The sequence below is a fragment of the Vagococcus sp. AM17-17 genome (genome assembly GCF_003471765.1).
GTDB classification, from domain to species: Bacteria; Bacillota; Bacilli; order Lactobacillales; family Vagococcaceae; genus Vagococcus; species Vagococcus teuberi.
In genome coordinates, this window is sequence record NZ_QRJY01000001.1 from 342,388 (window position 1) to 360,279 (window position 17,892).

A 17,892-nucleotide genomic window follows, 5' to 3' on the forward strand; every position below is an offset into this window, starting at 1 on the left:
TTAAGCTCTCGGATGAAAATTCCGATAATTCTTTTGTAACGCACTAGTTGTCACATGCGTATATATCTGTGTGGAGGATAAACTTGAATGACCCAATAACTCTTGGACCGTTCTCATATCAGCTCCATTATCTAATAAATGTGTGGCAAATGTATGCCTAAAAATATGCGGATGAATATTCGTTGTTAAGCTACTTTTTTTAATTAAATTATCTAAAATATATTGAACGCCTTTTGCTGTTAGTGGCTGTCCTCGATGATTAATAAATAAAATATCATGTTCTTCGTGATATTTTTCCATCAAGTCTTTACGTGTAGTTGATAGGTAATCAGAAATAGCATCGTGACAAAACGAACCAAACGGCACATAACGTTGCTTGCCACCTTTACCATTTATTAACACAATTGAATTTTCCATATCTATATCACGTAATTCAATCGACACACACTCGGACACCCTAATTCCTGTAGCATAAAGTAACTCTAAAATCGCTCGATTACGTTTATCTAATGGTGCTTCACCAGAAACCGATTCAAATAAGATAGCCAATTCTTTTTCATATAAAAAGCTTGGTAACTTACTTTGCTTTTTTTTCATCTGTATGTAGCTAAAAGGATTGTCTGTCATCCACTCATTTTTTATTAAGAAATGATAATATGACCGAAGACTCGAAATTTTCCGACTAATTGTATTACGACTATATTCTTTATCATGAAGATAAGCTAGATACACTCGAGCATCTTGAAACGTGATGTTTAAATAGTCAGAATTTCCTGTTTCTTCCAAAAACTCAAAAAAATGTGTGACATCATCCTCATAGGCGTGTTTTGTTTGTAATGAATAATGTCGCTCATCTACTAAATATCTTAAAAATAACACTAAGTGATCAATCGAAATCAACCCCTTTCATTACAAATTATAAAATTAATGTAACATACAAATTTTTTTTTTACCAATATATTTATATGTTTTAAGTAATTTATACAAATTTTTAAACAAACCATAAAAAAATAGCATGTCAAATGACATACTATTTCTCAAATAATGTTAACGACTCTTTCGTCGCTTCAAGTGCTCTATTAGCAATTTGTGTGTAACGTTCTTTTTTATCACGAATTCTCTCTGGTAACTCTGGGAATAAACCAAAGTTTACATTCATCGGTTGGAAATGTTTACCAGATGTATGTGTGATATAGTGTGCCATACCACCAATCGCTGTTTCTTGTGGTAGTACGATTGGTTCTTTACCTTGGGCAAGTCTTGCAGCATTTCGTCCTGCTAAGATACCACTTGCTGCACTTTCAACATAACCTTCTACACCAGTCATTTGACCAGCAAAGAATAACGTTGGTTTCTTACGTGATTGGTAAGTTGGATCAAGTAATTCAGGTGAATTCATAAATGTATTTCGATGCATCACACCATATCTTACGATTTCTGCATTTTCTAATCCTGGAATCATTTGAATAATACGTTTTTGTTCGCCCCATTTTAAATGCGTTTGGAATCCAACAATATTATACAGTGATGCTGCTGCGTTATCTTGACGAAGTTGAACAACTGCATACGGACGTTTACCTGTTTTTGGATCTTCTAATCCAACTGGTTTCAACGGACCAAATGTCATTGTTTTTTCACCACGATTTGCCATAACCTCAATTGGCATACATCCTTCAAAGAATTTTTCTTTTTCGAATGATTTTAAAGGCGCTACTTCTGCATTAACCAGCGCTTCTCTAAACGCATAGAACTCATCCTTTGTCATAGGACAATTAAGGTAAGCTGCTTCACCTTTATCATAGCGAGATTTTAAATACACTTTATCCATATCAATAGACGATTTTTCTATGATTGGTGCTGCTGCATCATAAAAATATAATCCTTCTGACTCAGTAAATTCTTTGATACTTTCCGCTAAAGGCTCACTTGTTAAAGGACCAGTCGCAATCACTGTAATGCCTTCAGTTGGAATTTCAGTAATTTCTTCATGATGAACAGTAATATTTGGATGATTTGATACTTGTTTTGTTACTTCTTCAGAAAAACTTTCTCTGTCAACAGCTAAGGCACCACCAGCAGGAACTTGAGTTTTATCCGCAGCAGCGATAATAACTGAACCAAATTGTCTCATCTCTTCTTTTAATAAACCAGCAGCATTTGTAATACCATTTGCTCTTAATGAATTCGTACAAACTAATTCAGCAAATTGATCTGTGTGGTGTGCTGGTGTTTTTTTTATTTTTCTCATTTCATATAAATCAACTTGGGCTCCTGACTCTGCTGCTTGCCATGCCGCTTCACTTCCAGCTAGTCCTGCCCCAATAACCGTTACTCTATTCTCTGTCATTTAGTTACCTCTTTCTCAGTAATTAAGTAGAGGACAAGAGTGAGTTCTCTTGTCCTCCTAAGCATTATACACAATTTATAAAAAGAAACCTATCTTTATTTTTGCACGTCTTCTTGATAGTCGCAGTTACTACAAATAATTTGCATACCACCACGAACTTTTTTCTGTACAAGATAGTGATTACACTTAGGACAGTCGCGTCCGATTGGTTTATCCCATGATGTAAATTCACAATCAGGGTATCGGTCGCATCCATAAAAAATACGATTCTTTTTCGTTTTCTTCTCGATGACATCACCTTTTTTACAAGTTGGACATGTCACGCCGATTTTTTTCACAATGGCTTTTGTATTTCGACAATCAGGGAAATTACTACATGCATAAAACTTTCCATATTTACCTAGTTTTATAACCATTGGTGAGCCACATTCTTCACAGTCAAAACCGGCCGGCTCATCTTTAATTTGGATTTTCTCCATTTTTTCTTCTGCTGTAGCCAACTCTTTTTCAAATGGGTGATAGAAACGACTGATAACATCGACCCATTTTTCTTTATGTTCAGCTATCGCATCGAGTTCTTTTTCCATCTCAGCGGTAAAGGTTGTATCAACAATTTGTGGGAAGTACTCACACATAATCGTATTCACAATTTCACCAAGCTCAGTTGGCTCAAAGCGTCTAGCATTTAATTTTACATAGTAACGACGTTGAATCGTTTCAAGCGTTGGTGCGTATGTTGATGGACGTCCCACACCTTGCTCTTCCAATGTTTTAACTAGTGTTGCTTCACTGTATCGTGCTGGCGGTTGAGTAAAATGTTGTTTTGGTTCGATATCAACAGATTTGACAACATCGCCAACTTCTAACTCAGGAAGAATATTATCTTTTTCTTCTTTGCCTTCATCTTTTCCCTCAACATAGACTTTCATAAATCCAGGGAATTTAACTTTCGATCCGTTTGCAACAAACGTCACACCATTTTGCGCTAAATCAACACGCATCGTATCCATAACTGCTGGTGACATTAAACTTGCTATCATACGTGACCAGATTAATGAATACAATTTAAATTGGTCTTTATCCAAGTAGTCTTTAATTGATTCAGGTGTACGCATCACACTTGATGGACGAATTGCCTCATGTGCGTCTTGCGCGCCTTCTGCTTTTTTAGCAGGTTTTTTCTTTGAATCAAAGAACTCTTGACCATATTTTTTCACAATGAAATCATATGCTTCATTTTTTGCTGTGTCTGATAATCGAGTTGAGTCCGTTCTCATATAAGTAATCAAACCGACTGTTCCTTGTCCTTTACCTAATTTAATTCCTTCGTAAAGTTGTTGCGCTACCATCATTGTTTTTCTAGTTCTAAAATTTAATTTACGAGCAGCTTCTTGTTGCAAACTACTTGTTGTAAAAGGATTCGCTGGATTTCGTTTACGTTCCTTTTTGGTTACTTTTACGACGTCATAATCTCTTCCAGTTAACTTTTCAGTGACTTCTTTAACATCTTTTTCAGTAGATAATTTTACTTTTTTGCCGTCGACACCGTAAAAGTTAGCAGAGAATTTTGCCTTATTTTTTAAAAATGTTCCTGGGATACTCCAGTACTCTTCAGGTTTAAAGTTTCTAATTTCTTCTTCACGGTCAATTATCATTTTTAGGGCAACAGATTGCACACGACCTGCACTCAATCCTTTTTTAACTTTCTTCCATAGTAAAGGACTAATTGAGTAACCAACTAAGCGGTCTAATATACGTCTAGCTTGTTGTGCATCAACCAAATCAATATTTATTTTCCGTGGTTCTTTAAACGCTTGCTTTACCGCTTCTTTAGTAATCTCGTTAAACACCACTCGATTATTATCTTCTAAATCTAACTCTAATATATGAGCCAAATGCCATGCAATCGCTTCCCCCTCGCGGTCCGGATCGGCTGCGAGATAAACTTTTTGAGCTTTTTTTGCATGTTTTTTTAAATCCTTAATAACAGGTCCTTTTCCTCGAATGTTTATGTAGTGAGGTTCAAAATTATTTTCTATATCAATACCCATTTTACTTTTAGGCAAATCTCTAATATGCCCAACGCTTGCTACGACTTTATAATTTTTACCGAGATATTTCTCGATCGTTTTAGCTTTAGCAGGGGATTCCACAATCACTAAATATTTGTAACTCATGCCCCTCTTCCTCTCTTTTTTTACAATTTATACTTCTCTATATATACCATTTCGGCAATCGTTTATCATATTATCTATTGATATAGTATTTGTCAAGGATTTCTACATTTCTTCTAAAATATCTTTCACATGACTGATGCATTTTGCCCCATCTTGAATCAACGACAAACACCCTTCAGATTCTTTTACTAACGGACTATTTGGAATAGCAAAAACATTTCTCCCTTCCTCTAGTGCAAGGTGTGCGGTAATAAAAGTCCCACTCTTTTTCTTCGCCTCGACAACAAGTGTCGCAGAAGACAGTCCTGCAATAATTCGATTTCTTTCAGGAAAATGATACGCTAGTGGTGCTTCATGAGATAAATATTCAGTCACGACAAGTTGATGGTCATACATGTATTCTTGTAAGCGAAAGTTTTCTTTAGGATAAACTCTATCAAGACCAAATCCTAAAACTCCAATAGTATTTCCTTGTCTTCTAATAGCCAATTTTTGTGCACAGGTATCATTGCCTTTTGCCAAACCACTCACTACAGTAATCCCTTCATCGACAATAGGTGGAACCATGGTTTCAATGATACTTTTTCCAAAATTTGTTTGTTCTCTTGACCCAATAATTGAAATCATTTTAGTTTTTAATAATTCTTTTCTTCCTTTATAAAATAGCGCAATTGGCGGATTGTAGATTTCAGATAATAGTTTTGGATAATCCTCATCTAAATAAGTTAACAAACCATATTGTTCCAAAAAATAATCTAAGTCTTGAGAGGTTATTTTTTGACTTTCTTTAAAGCTTTCAATAAAAATTGACCGATGTGTTGGTTTTACTTTAGCTAAATGAATCATAGTTTGAAAACAAACATCTTCGTTATTTTCTAGTAAATAATTTAACAACCTTAACCTTCCAATATTGCCAATCCCTTTGACGTGTTTTAAACGAAATATAATTAATTGACGCATAAAAAACTCCTTTGCTATATGTTTTTAATTAACATACGCAAAAGAGCTTTTATTTATTTTATCATGCTTTTAATTGGTTCAAATGATTTTCGATGAATTCTCGTGATTCCATTGGTTTTCAATTGGTCTAAATGCTCTTTTGTTCCATAACCAGCATTATTAGCAAAGCCATAACCAGGAAATTCTTTATCGTATTCTACCATCATTCTATCACGTGTCACTTTCGCGATAATACTCGCACTAGCAATTGAGATGCTATTAGCATCTCCTTTTATGATGCTTTCTTGTGCAATATCAACTGGTAAAGTCATCGCATCAATTAATAAATAATCAGGTGACACATCCAATTGATTGATTGCAGCAACCATAGCTAGTTTTGTGGCTTCATAGATATTAACGCGGTCTATCGTTTCCTCATCTATAATACCAATTCCGACAGACAAAGCATCTGCCATAATTTTATCAAAAAATTCTTCACGTTTTTTCAGGGACAATTGTTTTGAATCATTGATTCCAACACCATCAAAATCAGTTGGTAAGACTACTGCTGCTGCGACTACAGGTCCTGCTAAAGGCCCTCGACCAACTTCATCAATTCCAACAATTGTTTGATACCCGTTATTTCGAGCTCGTTTTTCATAAGACGTCATCTCTTCAAATTTTATTCTAAGAGACTCTTCTTTTTCTAATCGTTTTTTTGTTTGTTCAATAATCTTTTGTACACCTTTTCGTTCGTCTGATGAATATTCTTCGAATAAGTTATCTGAAAAATTAGTAACATGAGAAAATTTTTCTTTTATGGATTGAATCGTTTCACTCATGAGTCATGTCCTCAACTCTGTCTAGTGTGTATTTGCCAAGTCTACCATCACGTACTTCTTGAACTATCATCACGCTTCCACGTTCATAATCTTCTTGGAAACCTCGTTTTTTTGTGATTAACATCAACATATCTACGTTATTTAATGTCATGTCTTCATCTGTTAGTTTATAACGCTCGGCTAATTGCTCTGGGTAATACTCTTTAAAAAACTCGATACCATATAAAGCCAAGTCGTCCATGTGTAGCAATGCGTCTTTTATAGCTCCTGTTAAAGCTAATTTTTTACCAATTTCTTTGTCTTCAAATTTTGGCCATAAAATTCCTGGCGTATCTAAGAGTTCTAAATCTTTTCCAGTTTTAAGCCATTGTTGCCCTTTTGTCACACCAGGTGTATTACCAGTTTTTGCCATATTTTTGTTAGCCAAGCGATTTAATAACGTTGATTTACCAACATTGGGAATCCCAATACACATTGCACGAACTGGCCTATGTTTCATTCCACGAGCAGCTTGTCTTTCGATTTTTTCAGCTAGTATTTCTTTCACTTTTGGTGTGATTTTATTAATCCCTTTTCCTTGATTCGCATTAATTGCTAAACAATGAATTCCTTGAGAGGCAAAATAGTCATGCCATCTTTGTGTTTCTTTGACGTCTGCTAAATCAGACTTATTTAATAGCATCAAGCGTGGTTTTTGCTGAATTAACGAATCCAACATAGGATTTCTACTTGAAATAGGAAGTCTCGCGTCAACAATCTCCAATACTATATCAACTAATTTTAACTTTTCCGCCACTTCACGTCTGGCTTTGGCCATATGACCTGGAAACCATTGAATTGTCATACTATTACTCCTTTAATGTTTAATAATTTTCATATCCTGAATTGGATAATAGACTAATCTCGCTTTACCAATGATAGAGTAAGATGATATGGTGCCAAATGAGCGACTATCTTTACTCACCCGTCTATTATCTCCCATCACAAAGTACTGATCTTTTGGAATCGTCTTAACACCTAATAACTCGCTTGTGTCAAAATCAGCAGTTAAAACATATTCATTTTTCTTTTTTTTAATGTCTTTTAGAAAGGGCTCATCTATCAATTGGTTGTTTATATAAAGACTATCTTTTTTATAAGAAATACGATCTCCTGGAAGTCCGATGACTCTCTTAACATATGTATTCCCATCAGGTGCGTGAAACACAATAATATCAAATCGCTTGACTCTTGAAATATTTTCAACGACCACAAAATCATGCTCTTTTAAAGTAGGGGACATCGAGTTTCCTGTTACTTCTAGCGGCACAAAAATAAATGCTTGCATAATAAATATCACAACAGTACATAAAACAAACATCTTTAGCCAATGCCAAATGGTCTCAACTATCTTTTTCTCCAAAGTCCCACCTACCTTTCCAAAGTCTATGATATAAAAATTTTACCTAAAATACCATAACAATTTATGATTTTTCTCGTTTGCCTGAAAAAAGACTAGTTTTCACTAGTCCTTTCTTTTACTAACGTTTCAACAGCTTTGTCATATTGATTATCATGTAGTTTCCAATATTCTACAATTTGTTTTTCTAATACATTAATTGTTTTTTCATCAGCTTTTCCTGTTACGTCTAGTCTATTCTTTTCTTGGAAAGCTTTGACTGCTGCTTCTGTTTTCTCACTGTAAGTGTCAATTACATCAACATCGTAACCTAAAACTTTTAAGTACTCATTAATGACTTTGACATTTTCGTTCACTGCACCAAGTTTATAATCTAATGTGGCATCAATCAATTTGTGTTGAATATAGTCTGGTTTGTCTACCTTAATAGTTGGTTCGACCCCTTTTTTATGGATCCACTTACCTTTTGGTGTTAGCCATTTTTTAATGGTTAATTTAATTTCTCCACCGTCGTTCATCGGAATGACAGTTTGAACCGTTCCTTTACCAAATGTTTTAGTCCCTATTACCTCAATATTAGCTGAATCAATAAATGCTCCAGCCATAATTTCAGAAGCACTAGCACTATTTTCATCCACTAGTAACACAGTTGGTTCAGTGATTTTTTCGCCACTATCTAATTTTTTACTGGCTACGTGTTCTTCATCATCTTCAAGTTTGCTCTCAAATTTAACAATTGGTTTACCATCTTTTAAGAATCGACTTGTTATTTTTTCTACCTGATCTAACATCCCACCAGGATTGCCTCTAACATCAATGACAAACGTTTTTGCACCATCTTTTCTTAATTTTGTTACCATCTTGTCAAATTCTTCAGACGTTGTCGAATTAAAACTGCTGATATTTATATACCCAATATCTTTGTTCTTCTCATCAATATTACCTGTTACAGAATCAACTGGAATAACATCACGAGTAATCGTTACAGGAAATGTTTCAGAGCCACGTTTAATATCTAACTTAACGCTGCTTCCTTTTTCACCTCTTACTTTTTTAACAACGTCACTTAAACTTTGTCCTTCAATACTTTTTCCATCAACTTTTAAAATAACATCACCAACTTGAAGTTTTGCCTTTTCAGCTGGGGAATCTTTAATAGGTGGTTCTGCTACAGTTGGTAAGTCATTCGTCATGGTCATGACAGCACCAATTCCTTCAAAATTACCATTGATATCTTCTTCAAATCCTTTTGCCTCTTCGGCAGTAAAATAAGTTGAATAAGGGTCATCAATAGCTGCGACCATTCCCTTCATTGCACCCTCATATAATTTTTTCGAATCGGTATCTTTGATATAACCTTGCTCAATTAGTGTTGCCAAATCAGCTAAGTTATCTAACTGATCTTGCTGTGATGAAGAAGAGATACCATTTTTTGATTCATATATAAATACCGTTCCACCAACTGCTAAAAGAGCGACAATAATGTTTGTCACGATATATTTTGTGATAGATATCGTTCCTTTTTTTTGTTTATTTCCTGTCATTTACACACATCCTTATCTAGTTGCTTCCACATACATTTCCCAGAGTTCATCAAACACATCCATATTTGTAACATAATAAGCATTTGTTTCTAGGTAATCAGATAATTTATGATACGTGGTTTCTTGCTTTGGAAACTGTAAATCTTCAAATATATTTTCCGCCAGCATTGAAATATCTGATGGTTCTAATTTACCTCGATGAATTTGGACATAATGATAAAAACTCATAAACGTCTCCTTTATTTCTTATTGTTCTCAGATAGATAGAGATTAAAGCGAATTTGATCATTTATTAGATTAATTTGTTCAGCTTTTACACGCATTCCATTTGCTAATTTTAGTTGCTGTAAATGTAACACTACATTCTTTTCATCAGCATTTATTTCTATCCATTTAGGAAAATCAACTGAATGGGAGATATAGCTTATCATAGCAGATATTGGGACATTTAAAGTGCCAACAGTTAAATCTTTTGCTTTAAGTTGAATATCGCCATTCGCTAGAACAAATGGCTCAAAATATAAATAAAAGTGAGTATCATGTCCAAGCAATGAAAAAGTTCCATCAATCAAGGCATCTTTATCAAGGTGAAAAACGTAATCAACACCTGAATCATCAAATAAATCTTTGATATAAAAATTGATAGCTCGACTCACTTGATCCTTAGTCATAGATACTTCCAAAATTGGATCCTTAAAATTAGTTTTTATTTCAGTTTTAGAATCATAGGTCACTCTAGGTGTACTAACACGGTACCCAATAACTAACACAAAAGCCAACACGATGGATAAAAGAACTAAAAAAGCTATCTTCCAAGGATTATGAAAAAAATTATTTATTTTTACCTTTTTTTTATCTGTTTGTTTATTTATCACTGAACACACATCTCCTACTTTAACCATTTATTCTTCGTTGCTGACATTTTTAATTCGAATGCATTGGCAATAATTTGATAACCTAAATTATTTGGATGAAATGTATCTTCGGAGGAGATCAAATCATTAAGAGATGAACTATCACTTGACTTTAATTCTTTCTTTTTATCATCACTTTTTTCAATTTCTGGAATTCCCTGATAAATATCATCATTTATAGGCACAAAATAAGCATTTTCTTGCTCGTTTACAAAATTTTGTGAGCTTTTATTCCAAAAATCAACCATTTCCTGAAGTTCTGTAATATCTGAAAAATTTAAGTAAAATGGATTGTAAATACCTAATTGATAAATCGGAGCATCAGGATTAAGTTTCCTAAGTTCAGCATACAATTTTTCTAGTCTACCATAATATGTTTCTTTTTCACTTTCCAAACGTTTCGTTGTCATTTTACTAAATATTTTAGGTTGTATAGCTTGCAGTAAATCATTACCTCCAACAGTCAAGAGAATAGCATTAGCTTGTTGAACAGACTGTTGCATTTCTTCATTCTTTTTTAGACGCTTCAGTATTTGGTCACTTCGATCACCAGATTTTCCGAAGTTTTCAATTTGAAACACATCAACGGGATACATATCTGCTAAATTTTTTTGAAGTAAAGGTAGGTATCCTCCTGACTTTGTCGTATCGCCAATCCCTTCTGTTAAAGAATCCCCTACTGCACTTAAGCGAATCATTTCAATACGCTTTTCCGTTTCTTTCGTTTCATTATTTAGATGGATATTATCGGCTCTTGGAACTAAGACTAATCCAAGTATGCTAAAAATAATAACCATTACCACAAAAAACATTACATATTTCAATTGATGCGTAAAATGCTTCATCCTAATCCCTCATTCAAAAAAGCAGACCATTGTTGATCTGCTATCGTTATCTTAATCTGTGTAAAACATAACCGCAAATGCACCTTTACCAGTATGTGTCGCAACAAGTGGTGTGGTATGTACAATTGGAAGGGTTAAATTTGGTAACGCTTGTTTAAAAATTGTTTTCATTTCCTCACATATTTCAACTCCTGATGCCTCTGACATACCTAAGTACTCAACAGACATGCTAGAAAGTTTCTTTTCTAGTTCTTTTGCCCACTTAATAAACGTCTTATTTCCTCGTCCTTTACTGACAACTTCTAACTCACCATTTTTTAATTGCATTAAAAGTTTCATATTAAGAAAACCTGATACTGCTCCAACTAGTTTTCCAATACGTCCACCTTTTACAAGGTTTTCAAGTGTGGCAACACCAATATACAACTGTGTATTATCCTTCACATGTTCAACAGCTTTTACAATCTCATCAACGTTGTATGTGCCTTCTTTTGCCATTTTAGCTGCTTGATAGACTTGGAAGCCCAGTCCTTGATCAATATAATCACTATCAATCACTGTAACATTTGATTTAGATAATTGAGCTGCTTGTCTTGCAGTATTGACTGTACCACTCAATTTCTCAGTCAAATGGATGGAAATAATATCACTGCCGTCTTCTCCTAATTTGTCGTATAATTCAACAAATTCACCAATAGGCGGTTGACTTGTTTTTGGCAATGTTTTCGAATTAGACATCATCGTCATAAACTCAAAAGGATCTAGTTCATTTTGATTTGCATAAATGACACCATCAATCATGATTGATAAACTAATGGTGTGGATATCAATTTGTTTTAGTCTCTCTTCTGGAATAATACAAGATGAGTCTGTCACTATTTTAATTTTTGTCATCATCAAACCTCTTTCAAAACCAACAATATTCATGTACAATTAATTTAATGTTTTCTGTTTATTTAGTATAACAGAAAAAAAAATATTTTTCACTAAAAAACGAAAGGACGTATACAGTATGCACAATCCATCTTTTTCAAAAAAATACCTAATTGTAAACGAGGTATTCAATGCTATCACTCACGGTATTGGGACTGGCCTTAGTATTGCTGGCCTTGTTTTACTTATTATAAAGGGTGTTCAAATGAATTCACCAATTCGTATTGTTTCTTACTCTATCTTTGGTGCATCTATGATCCTTCTATTTTTATTTTCAACTTTATTTCATAGTTTAATTTTTACTAAAGCTAAAAAAGTTTTTCAAGTGTTTGATCACAGTTCAATTTATTTATTAATTGCAGGAAGTTATACTCCCTATAGTTTAGTTACGATTGGTGGAACGCTTGGCTGGACGATGTTTATCATTATATGGGTACTTGCCATATCAGGAATTGTTTATAAATCTATCTTCCTACAAAAGCGAGGAAAAGCAGATTATTTTCTTTATATATTGATGGGTTGGTTATGTGTCATTGCCATCAAACCACTATATGAAGGACTTGGATTTAACGGCCTCCTATTATTGGTACTAGGTGGGGTATCTTATACTGCTGGAACTTTTTTCTATAGCAAACAACATTTAAAATTTATGCACGTTATCTGGCACTTATTCGTGTTAGCAGGTGCTATATTCATTTTCTTTTCTGTCTATCTTTATACTTAGAAAACAGATGACCTAAAGGAAAATCACTGCTTTAATGAAACAGAAATCCCATGCAATCAATGTTTTAATAACCTAATTGCATGGGATTTTTCTATTTTAAGACATTTTGGTCAGTGCTTTTTTATTTAGTTGAACCTTTTTGAATTAATCCATAAGGTAAAACAATATTTTTTTCATCAATATCTTCTTTGTTCATTAATTTTGTTAATAGACGCATAGATACCGCACCAATATCATATAAAGGTTGAGAAATACTTGTCACACTTGGACGAGCAATATCTGTAAATAGTGAGTTATTACTTGTAATGATTTCAAATTCTTCCGGAACTTTTACACCATTATCAGTTAAACTATTTAATAAACCAACTGCTAATTCATCATCAGCTACAACAGCTGCAGTTGCTCCACTATTCACAACACGTTCATACAACGCAAGGCCTGCTTTATAGTTGTATTCAGCTTCAAATACTAACCCTTCATTAAAGTCTACGTTATTTTCTTTCAACGCATCTTTATATCCTTTTAAGCGTTGGATACCATTAATTGGATCTAATAAAGAACCAGAAATAAAGGCTACTTTTTTATTTCCTGATTGAATGAGTTGAGTTGTGGCATCTTTTGTTGCTGCTTCATAATCAATGTTAACTGAGCCAACTTGATTATCCGGATCAATTGAGCCAGCTAACACAACTGGTGTTTTCGAGCGAGAAAATTCTCCTCTAATTTGTTCAGTTAAATGATGTCCCATGAAGATAATACCATCTACTTGTTTAGCTAGTAATGTATTCAATACGTTTACTTCTTTTACATCATTGCCATCAGAGTTAGCTAAGATAATATTGTATTTATACATTGTTGCCACGTCATCAATACCTCGAGCTAATGAGGCAAAATAAGCATTACTTACATCAGGGATAATAACACCCACTGTTGTTGTTTTCTTACTTGCTAATCCTCTTGCTACAGCATTTGGTCTATAGTCAAGTCTCTCAATTACTTCAAGAACTTTTTTTCTAGTTGCTGGTTTTACATTTGGGTTTCCATTAACGACACGAGATACCGTCGCCATAGAAACAGCTGCTTCTCTTGCCACATCATAAATTGTGATGGTTTGTTTTTCCATGTCTATGTTCTCCTTTAATAGAATACTGTCATTTTATAAGTCACACATAGATTATCAGAAAACTATTCACTTTGCAAGCGGTTTATAGTCGTTTTCATGAAAAGTTTTGAAAATTACAAAAAACTAGTGAAATATATACGATAAAAAATCCCTTTGATACTTTTACTTCTATCAAAGGGAATCTTATTTATTCTATTACTTAATCATCTAGACTACTTAAATAGTTATAAACTTCTTGACCAGCGATACTTCCATCACCAACAGCTGTAGCTATTTGTCTTAGAACTGTATCACGAACATCTCCAATAGCATAGATACCAGGGATATCTGTAGACATATGGGCATCTGTTTTAATCCATCCATGTTCAGTAGTAATACCTAAATCTTTAACAAAGTCCGTTAATGGATCAAGACCAATATAGATAAACACACCATCTGCTAGCAAGTCTTCTACTTCACCTGTTTTAGTGTCTTCTAATTTGATTGATTGAACACTTGTATCATTTCCATTAATTTCAATTGGTACTTTATTCCACATAAACTCAATTTTTTCATTTTTAAATGCGCGGTCTTGTAATATTTTCTGTGCTCTTAATTTATCTCTTCTATGCACAATTGTTACTTTACTGGCAAATTGTGTTAAATACATTCCTTCTTCAATTGCAGAATCTCCTCCGCCAATTACCACTAAATGACGATCTCTAAAGAATGCCCCATCACAAACCGCACAATAAGAAACACCACGACCTGAATACTCTTCTTCTCCTGGAATATTGATTTTACGATGTTCACTACCTGAGGCGATAATCACTGTTTTACCTTCATAAGTTGCATCATCACACACAACTTTTTTTACATCACCACTGTTTTCAATATTTACCACATTACCATAAACATGTTCTGCACCAAAATTTGACGAGTTTTCAAACATTTTTAATGCTAAATCTGGGCCTGATATCAAGTTGAATCCCGGATAGTTTTCAACCTCATCAGTATTCATTAATTGTCCTCCAGGAGCTCCGCGTTCTATGACTAAAACAGACAATCCAGAACGTGACGCATACAAAGCAGAAGTCATCCCTCCTGGTCCAGCCCCAATAATAATTACATCATACATAATTAATACCCCCTATCGTTTTCTATTCATACTTTAACCTTTTCTTTTTTCGTTGTCTATTTATTCGTCTTAACTATTAAAATAACAAGAACTTTTATCAACAACTTCGACCAAATAACAATGAAAAAGTTAAAAATTCATTTAATTTCACTTTTACTATATACTAATCAAATCAAAAGTGGTAGCTTATTACAAGTATGAATCATTTCATAAATTAATATAACTTAATAAAGGACAAGATGATGGCATGAAGCGACGAGAATATCAACAAAAAAATAATTTTAATTACGCCTTATTACTGCCAATTTTTTTAATGCTTATTTTAAGTATTTGGGTTCAGTATTGGGTAGCGTACTATGATCAAAATAATCCGGTAAAACAAGCACTTAAACAGCTCACCTTTGTTGGATTAGGGACTGTTTTAATGTTTAGCGTTAAGTACATTAAGAGAGACTTTATTTGGAAGGCCGTCCCTTGGTTTTATGTTTTTTCTCTTCTATTGATGGGGTCACTGTATTTTTTCTATGATCCACATATGTATGAGTTAACAAACACCAAACGTTGGTTGGATATTTTCGGATTTCAATTCCAACCATCAGAAATTGCTAAAACAGCCTATATCCTGTTTATGTCAAAAGAGTTGGTAAAATATAATAAAAATGTTCCTGTTAAAGACTTACATAGCGATATTAATATGGTAAAAAAACTCTTTTTATATTCGTTACCCCTTTTCTTTTTAATGTTTGTCCAAAAAGATTTTGGTACAAGTCTTGTGTTTATTTGCGTTCTGGGTGCACTAATAATAGCATCTGGAATTAATTGGCGTATTGTCGCCGTATTAGGTGGGATTTCTGCTTTACTAGGTGGAACACTTATCTTTTTAGTATTCACTGAGTTCGGACAATCGATTCTATCTTCACTGCATTTCAAAGAATACCAATTAAACCGTATTAGAGCGTGGGTAGATCCTTTTGAGTATGCAACGTCTATTGCGTATCAACAAGTACAAGGATTACTTGCTATTGGCTCAGGTGGGATGTTTGGAACTGGAACGACAGGGGTACAAGTTTATGTTCCCGTTAGAGAATCTGATATGATCTTTACCTTTATCGGAGAGGCATACGGATTTGTCGGTGCAACCGCAGTAATACTATTGTACTTCTATCTATTTTTCCAAATTTTCTATACAGGTATTCGAAGTAACTCAACCTTTAATATTTACATATGCGTCGGCATAGTATTCATGTTAGTTTTTCAAACTGTTGAGAACATTGGAGCATCAATTGGATTACTTCCATTAACAGGTATTCCTCTACCGTTTTTAAGTCAAGGTGGAACTGCTCTTGTATCAACCATGTTAGCTTTAGGTCTGATATTTGGAATGGACTCAAAACAATAAAAAGAATCAACTAAGAAAAATCTTAGTCGATTCTTTTTTATAGATAAACATCTTTTTGTGCCAGATTATCAAGACATTCTTTCAAATAGTCTTCGTTGTGTTCCGGGTAAATAGGCGTTTCAAGCTCTACTTCTGGTAGAAAAGTATATGCTTCTATTGATTTACCGCGATAAAGTGGGCTTTCCCAACTTTCATCAGGTTTGTATCCTCGATGTTTCATTTCTTCCATGATTAACCAATGATATTGAAACAATTTATAAGGTGAATAATCAAAAACATAGTTAACAGTCGAATGAGGTTTTCCCCATCCTTTTCCTCTTAACGCACAACACTCTCTATGTTGCCCTAATAATTGTTGTCTTGGCAATTTGGGAATGATTCGTTCATGCCATAATCTCATTTCTTTTCTCCTCTTAAACTTTATATCGTCTTTAACGTATCCTACCACATTAAAAGGAAAAATAAGAACGATTTTATGCTAATTTGACGATATTTTCTTTTTAAAGAAAATATAACTAACAAAAGAAGTAATTAAAACGATATTTAGAACAATTGCTAACATTAACCATTTTGTTGATGTCTTTTTAGTTGTGTCAACTTGATAATCATGATCGTTTAATTCTTTCGCTCGCTTTTTCTCAACATGAAACACGTCTTCTAATTCCCATGTCAATTTTTCTCTTTCTTCATTGTTTAATTCTGCCGTCACACCTGAAATCACTGCTTTATACGTATACTCACCACTTTCTAGTTTTTTACCATTCAAAAATGTTGGAAATTCAAAAACTGAGTTTGGTGAAAGTTGCATATTTTCTTTTTTGTATTGATAAAAAGGTTTGTCCTCACCTTTTTTTGTTAGAGTACTTTCAATTTTCACTTGATTCAAATACGCAGGAGCAACGTTTCTAATATAGGCTGAAATACTTGTTTTGGTATTTATACCCTTTGCCATCACTTTACCAAGATTAAGTTCAGGTTGAACATCCAAACTTGCTTCTTGTTGCATTAACAACGCTAAGACATACGAAAATTTATTATTCACCGTTGTTTGGTTTGTCAATGATTTTTGATTGGTTGAATTAATCTCTTCAAATGAAATCCCACTAGCAATCACACCTGGAACAAATTCATTGGTCATTGAAACAAACACAGGTACTTGTTTTGTTTCATTAGCTGCTAATACAATCTCCTTATCAATTTTTATTAACTTTGATAAATCAACTGGTAAACTATTGTCCGTTTTGTTAGTAGTTGGTGTATAGTCAACCACTCCATTTACATTAGTAGTGGCACTTGCAACTGTTGTTTTTAAAGTAATTTCTTTGTCAGTGTAATTTTTTAATTCGATACTTAATTGCTGTTTATTCCCTGGTTTTAACTGAATATGAAAATACCCACTATCTTTATCTAATTGATTGGAAGGAAACTTTGGATCAACGGAGAACCCTACCTGATTTGCCTCTGTTGTGTCATAAAAAGACAACGTAATCATAAAAAATAATAGCAAGACAAAGATTTTTTTTAGTACATGTTTCATTAAAACTCTCCTTACAATAAACTTAAATTCGATGGAATAAGAATAATCTTAC

General features: G+C 33.7%; 18 protein-coding genes. 2 read left to right on the top strand and 16 right to left on the bottom strand.

From position 1 onward, the window contains the following. The 12 genes from xerC to DW196_RS01725 all read right to left on the bottom strand — a co-directional run bounded on the left by xerC (position 1) and on the right by DW196_RS01725 (position 11,901). The gene (xerC, locus tag DW196_RS01670) at positions 1–900 is read right to left on the bottom strand and encodes a tyrosine recombinase XerC (RefSeq protein ID WP_118249711.1); all 900 of its coding nucleotides are present in this window, start codon (positions 898–900) and stop codon (positions 1–3) included. Between the two features lie 130 nt (positions 901–1,030). Further along, positions 1,031–2,347, bottom strand: a complete 1,317-nt coding sequence (gene trmFO, locus DW196_RS01675) for a methylenetetrahydrofolate--tRNA-(uracil(54)-C(5))-methyltransferase (FADH(2)-oxidizing) TrmFO (protein ID WP_079348189.1) — start codon at positions 2,345–2,347, stop codon at positions 1,031–1,033. Positions 2,348–2,442: 95 nt separating this feature from the next. Then, complete coding sequence (gene topA, locus DW196_RS01680; RefSeq protein ID WP_118249712.1) at positions 2,443–4,524, bottom strand: type I DNA topoisomerase; 2,082 nt, start codon at positions 4,522–4,524, stop codon at positions 2,443–2,445. 102 nt (positions 4,525–4,626) lie between these two features. After that, a complete protein-coding gene (gene dprA, locus DW196_RS01685; RefSeq protein WP_118249713.1) occupies positions 4,627–5,484 on the bottom strand; it encodes a DNA-processing protein DprA in 858 nt (285 codons plus the stop codon). A gap of 53 nt (positions 5,485–5,537) precedes the next feature. After that, positions 5,538–6,305, bottom strand: coding sequence for a ribonuclease HII (locus DW196_RS01690; RefSeq protein ID WP_118249714.1), 768 nt, complete (start codon positions 6,303–6,305; stop codon positions 5,538–5,540). Further along, a complete protein-coding gene (ylqF, locus tag DW196_RS01695; protein WP_071456755.1) occupies positions 6,298–7,149 on the bottom strand; it encodes a ribosome biogenesis GTPase YlqF in 852 nt (283 codons plus the stop codon). The genes DW196_RS01690 and ylqF overlap by 8 nt, the downstream gene beginning before the upstream one ends. A gap of 12 nt (positions 7,150–7,161) precedes the next feature. Next, positions 7,162–7,707 (bottom strand): signal peptidase I, encoded by a 546-nt coding sequence (gene lepB / locus DW196_RS01700; RefSeq protein WP_233541898.1) that lies wholly within the window; start codon positions 7,705–7,707, stop codon positions 7,162–7,164. A gap of 92 nt (positions 7,708–7,799) precedes the next feature. After that, positions 7,800–9,248 carry a S41 family peptidase gene (locus DW196_RS01705; RefSeq protein WP_118249715.1) on the bottom strand — a complete coding sequence of 483 codons (1,449 nt, stop codon included), beginning with the start codon at positions 9,246–9,248 and terminating at the stop codon, positions 7,800–7,802. Positions 9,249–9,260: 12 nt separating this feature from the next. Beyond that, complete coding sequence (locus tag DW196_RS01710) at positions 9,261–9,476, bottom strand: YozE family protein (protein ID WP_079348178.1); 216 nt, start codon at positions 9,474–9,476, stop codon at positions 9,261–9,263. Positions 9,477–9,487: 11 nt separating this feature from the next. Beyond that, positions 9,488–10,123, bottom strand: coding sequence for a YpmS family protein (locus tag DW196_RS01715; RefSeq protein ID WP_158563493.1), 636 nt, complete (start codon positions 10,121–10,123; stop codon positions 9,488–9,490). A gap of 14 nt (positions 10,124–10,137) precedes the next feature. Beyond that, a complete protein-coding gene (locus DW196_RS01720) occupies positions 10,138–11,007 on the bottom strand; it encodes an SGNH/GDSL hydrolase family protein (RefSeq protein WP_118249717.1) in 870 nt (289 codons plus the stop codon). A gap of 51 nt (positions 11,008–11,058) precedes the next feature. Beyond that, the gene (locus tag DW196_RS01725; protein WP_071456750.1) at positions 11,059–11,901 is read right to left on the bottom strand and encodes a DegV family protein; all 843 of its coding nucleotides are present in this window, start codon (positions 11,899–11,901) and stop codon (positions 11,059–11,061) included. A 118-nt stretch (positions 11,902–12,019) separates the two neighbouring features. Here DW196_RS01725 and DW196_RS01730 point away from each other — a divergent pair, with 118 nt between their 5' ends. Next, positions 12,020–12,664: a hemolysin III family protein gene (locus DW196_RS01730; protein WP_071456749.1), complete on the top strand. Its 645-nt coding sequence runs from the start codon at positions 12,020–12,022 to the stop codon at positions 12,662–12,664. A gap of 121 nt (positions 12,665–12,785) precedes the next feature. On the opposite strand, the gene ccpA is transcribed toward DW196_RS01730, so the two are convergent. Together ccpA and trxB are read right to left on the bottom strand one after the other, a co-directional pair. Continuing rightward, a complete protein-coding gene (gene ccpA, locus DW196_RS01735; RefSeq protein WP_118249718.1) occupies positions 12,786–13,787 on the bottom strand; it encodes a catabolite control protein A in 1,002 nt (333 codons plus the stop codon). 199 nt (positions 13,788–13,986) lie between these two features. Further along, positions 13,987–14,904: a thioredoxin-disulfide reductase gene (gene trxB, locus DW196_RS01740; RefSeq protein WP_118249719.1), complete on the bottom strand. Its 918-nt coding sequence runs from the start codon at positions 14,902–14,904 to the stop codon at positions 13,987–13,989. 247 nt (positions 14,905–15,151) lie between these two features. Here trxB and DW196_RS01745 point away from each other — a divergent pair, with 247 nt between their 5' ends. Next, entirely contained in the window at positions 15,152–16,303 is a 1,152-nt protein-coding gene (locus DW196_RS01745) for an FtsW/RodA/SpoVE family cell cycle protein (protein WP_071456746.1), read from the top strand. Between the two features lie 37 nt (positions 16,304–16,340). Here DW196_RS01745 and DW196_RS01750 read toward each other — a convergent pair whose 3' ends face one another. Both DW196_RS01750 and DW196_RS01755 read right to left on the bottom strand, forming a co-directional pair. Then, entirely contained in the window at positions 16,341–16,703 is a 363-nt protein-coding gene (locus tag DW196_RS01750) for a TIGR02328 family protein (RefSeq protein WP_118249720.1), read from the bottom strand. Positions 16,704–16,781: 78 nt separating this feature from the next. Beyond that, positions 16,782–17,840 carry a DUF916 and DUF3324 domain-containing protein gene (locus DW196_RS01755; protein ID WP_118249721.1) on the bottom strand — a complete coding sequence of 353 codons (1,059 nt, stop codon included), beginning with the start codon at positions 17,838–17,840 and terminating at the stop codon, positions 16,782–16,784. Positions 17,841–17,892: the final 52 nt, after the last annotated feature.

Bases quoted from the DNA above. Each gene is read 5' to 3' on its own strand.
- DW196_RS01690 (WP_118249714.1), bottom strand. From the start codon at position 6,305: ATGAGTGAAACGATTCAATCCATAAAAGAAAAATTTTCTCATGTTACT.
- DW196_RS01730 (WP_071456749.1), top strand. From the start codon at position 12,020: ATGCACAATCCATCTTTTTCAAAAAAATACCTAATTGTAAACGAGGTA.
- DW196_RS01745 (WP_071456746.1), top strand. From the start codon at position 15,152: ATGAAGCGACGAGAATATCAACAAAAAAATAATTTTAATTACGCCTTA.
- trxB (WP_118249719.1), bottom strand. From the start codon at position 14,904: ATGTATGATGTAATTATTATTGGGGCTGGACCAGGAGGGATGACTTCT.
- DW196_RS01720 (WP_118249717.1), bottom strand. From the start codon at position 11,007: ATGAAGCATTTTACGCATCAATTGAAATATGTAATGTTTTTTGTGGTA.
- ccpA (WP_118249718.1), bottom strand. From the start codon at position 13,787: ATGGAAAAACAAACCATCACAATTTATGATGTGGCAAGAGAAGCAGCT.
- topA (WP_118249712.1), bottom strand. From the start codon at position 4,524: ATGAGTTACAAATATTTAGTGATTGTGGAATCCCCTGCTAAAGCTAAA.
- DW196_RS01755 (WP_118249721.1), bottom strand. From the start codon at position 17,840: ATGAAACATGTACTAAAAAAAATCTTTGTCTTGCTATTATTTTTTATG.
- DW196_RS01725 (WP_071456750.1), bottom strand. From the start codon at position 11,901: ATGACAAAAATTAAAATAGTGACAGACTCATCTTGTATTATTCCAGAA.
- DW196_RS01710 (WP_079348178.1), bottom strand. From the start codon at position 9,476: ATGAGTTTTTATCATTATGTCCAAATTCATCGAGGTAAATTAGAACCA.
- ylqF (WP_071456755.1), bottom strand. From the start codon at position 7,149: ATGACAATTCAATGGTTTCCAGGTCATATGGCCAAAGCCAGACGTGAA.
- DW196_RS01705 (WP_118249715.1), bottom strand. From the start codon at position 9,248: ATGACAGGAAATAAACAAAAAAAAGGAACGATATCTATCACAAAATAT.
- DW196_RS01750 (WP_118249720.1), bottom strand. From the start codon at position 16,703: ATGAGATTATGGCATGAACGAATCATTCCCAAATTGCCAAGACAACAA.
- dprA (WP_118249713.1), bottom strand. From the start codon at position 5,484: ATGCGTCAATTAATTATATTTCGTTTAAAACACGTCAAAGGGATTGGC.
- trmFO (WP_079348189.1), bottom strand. From the start codon at position 2,347: ATGACAGAGAATAGAGTAACGGTTATTGGGGCAGGACTAGCTGGAAGT.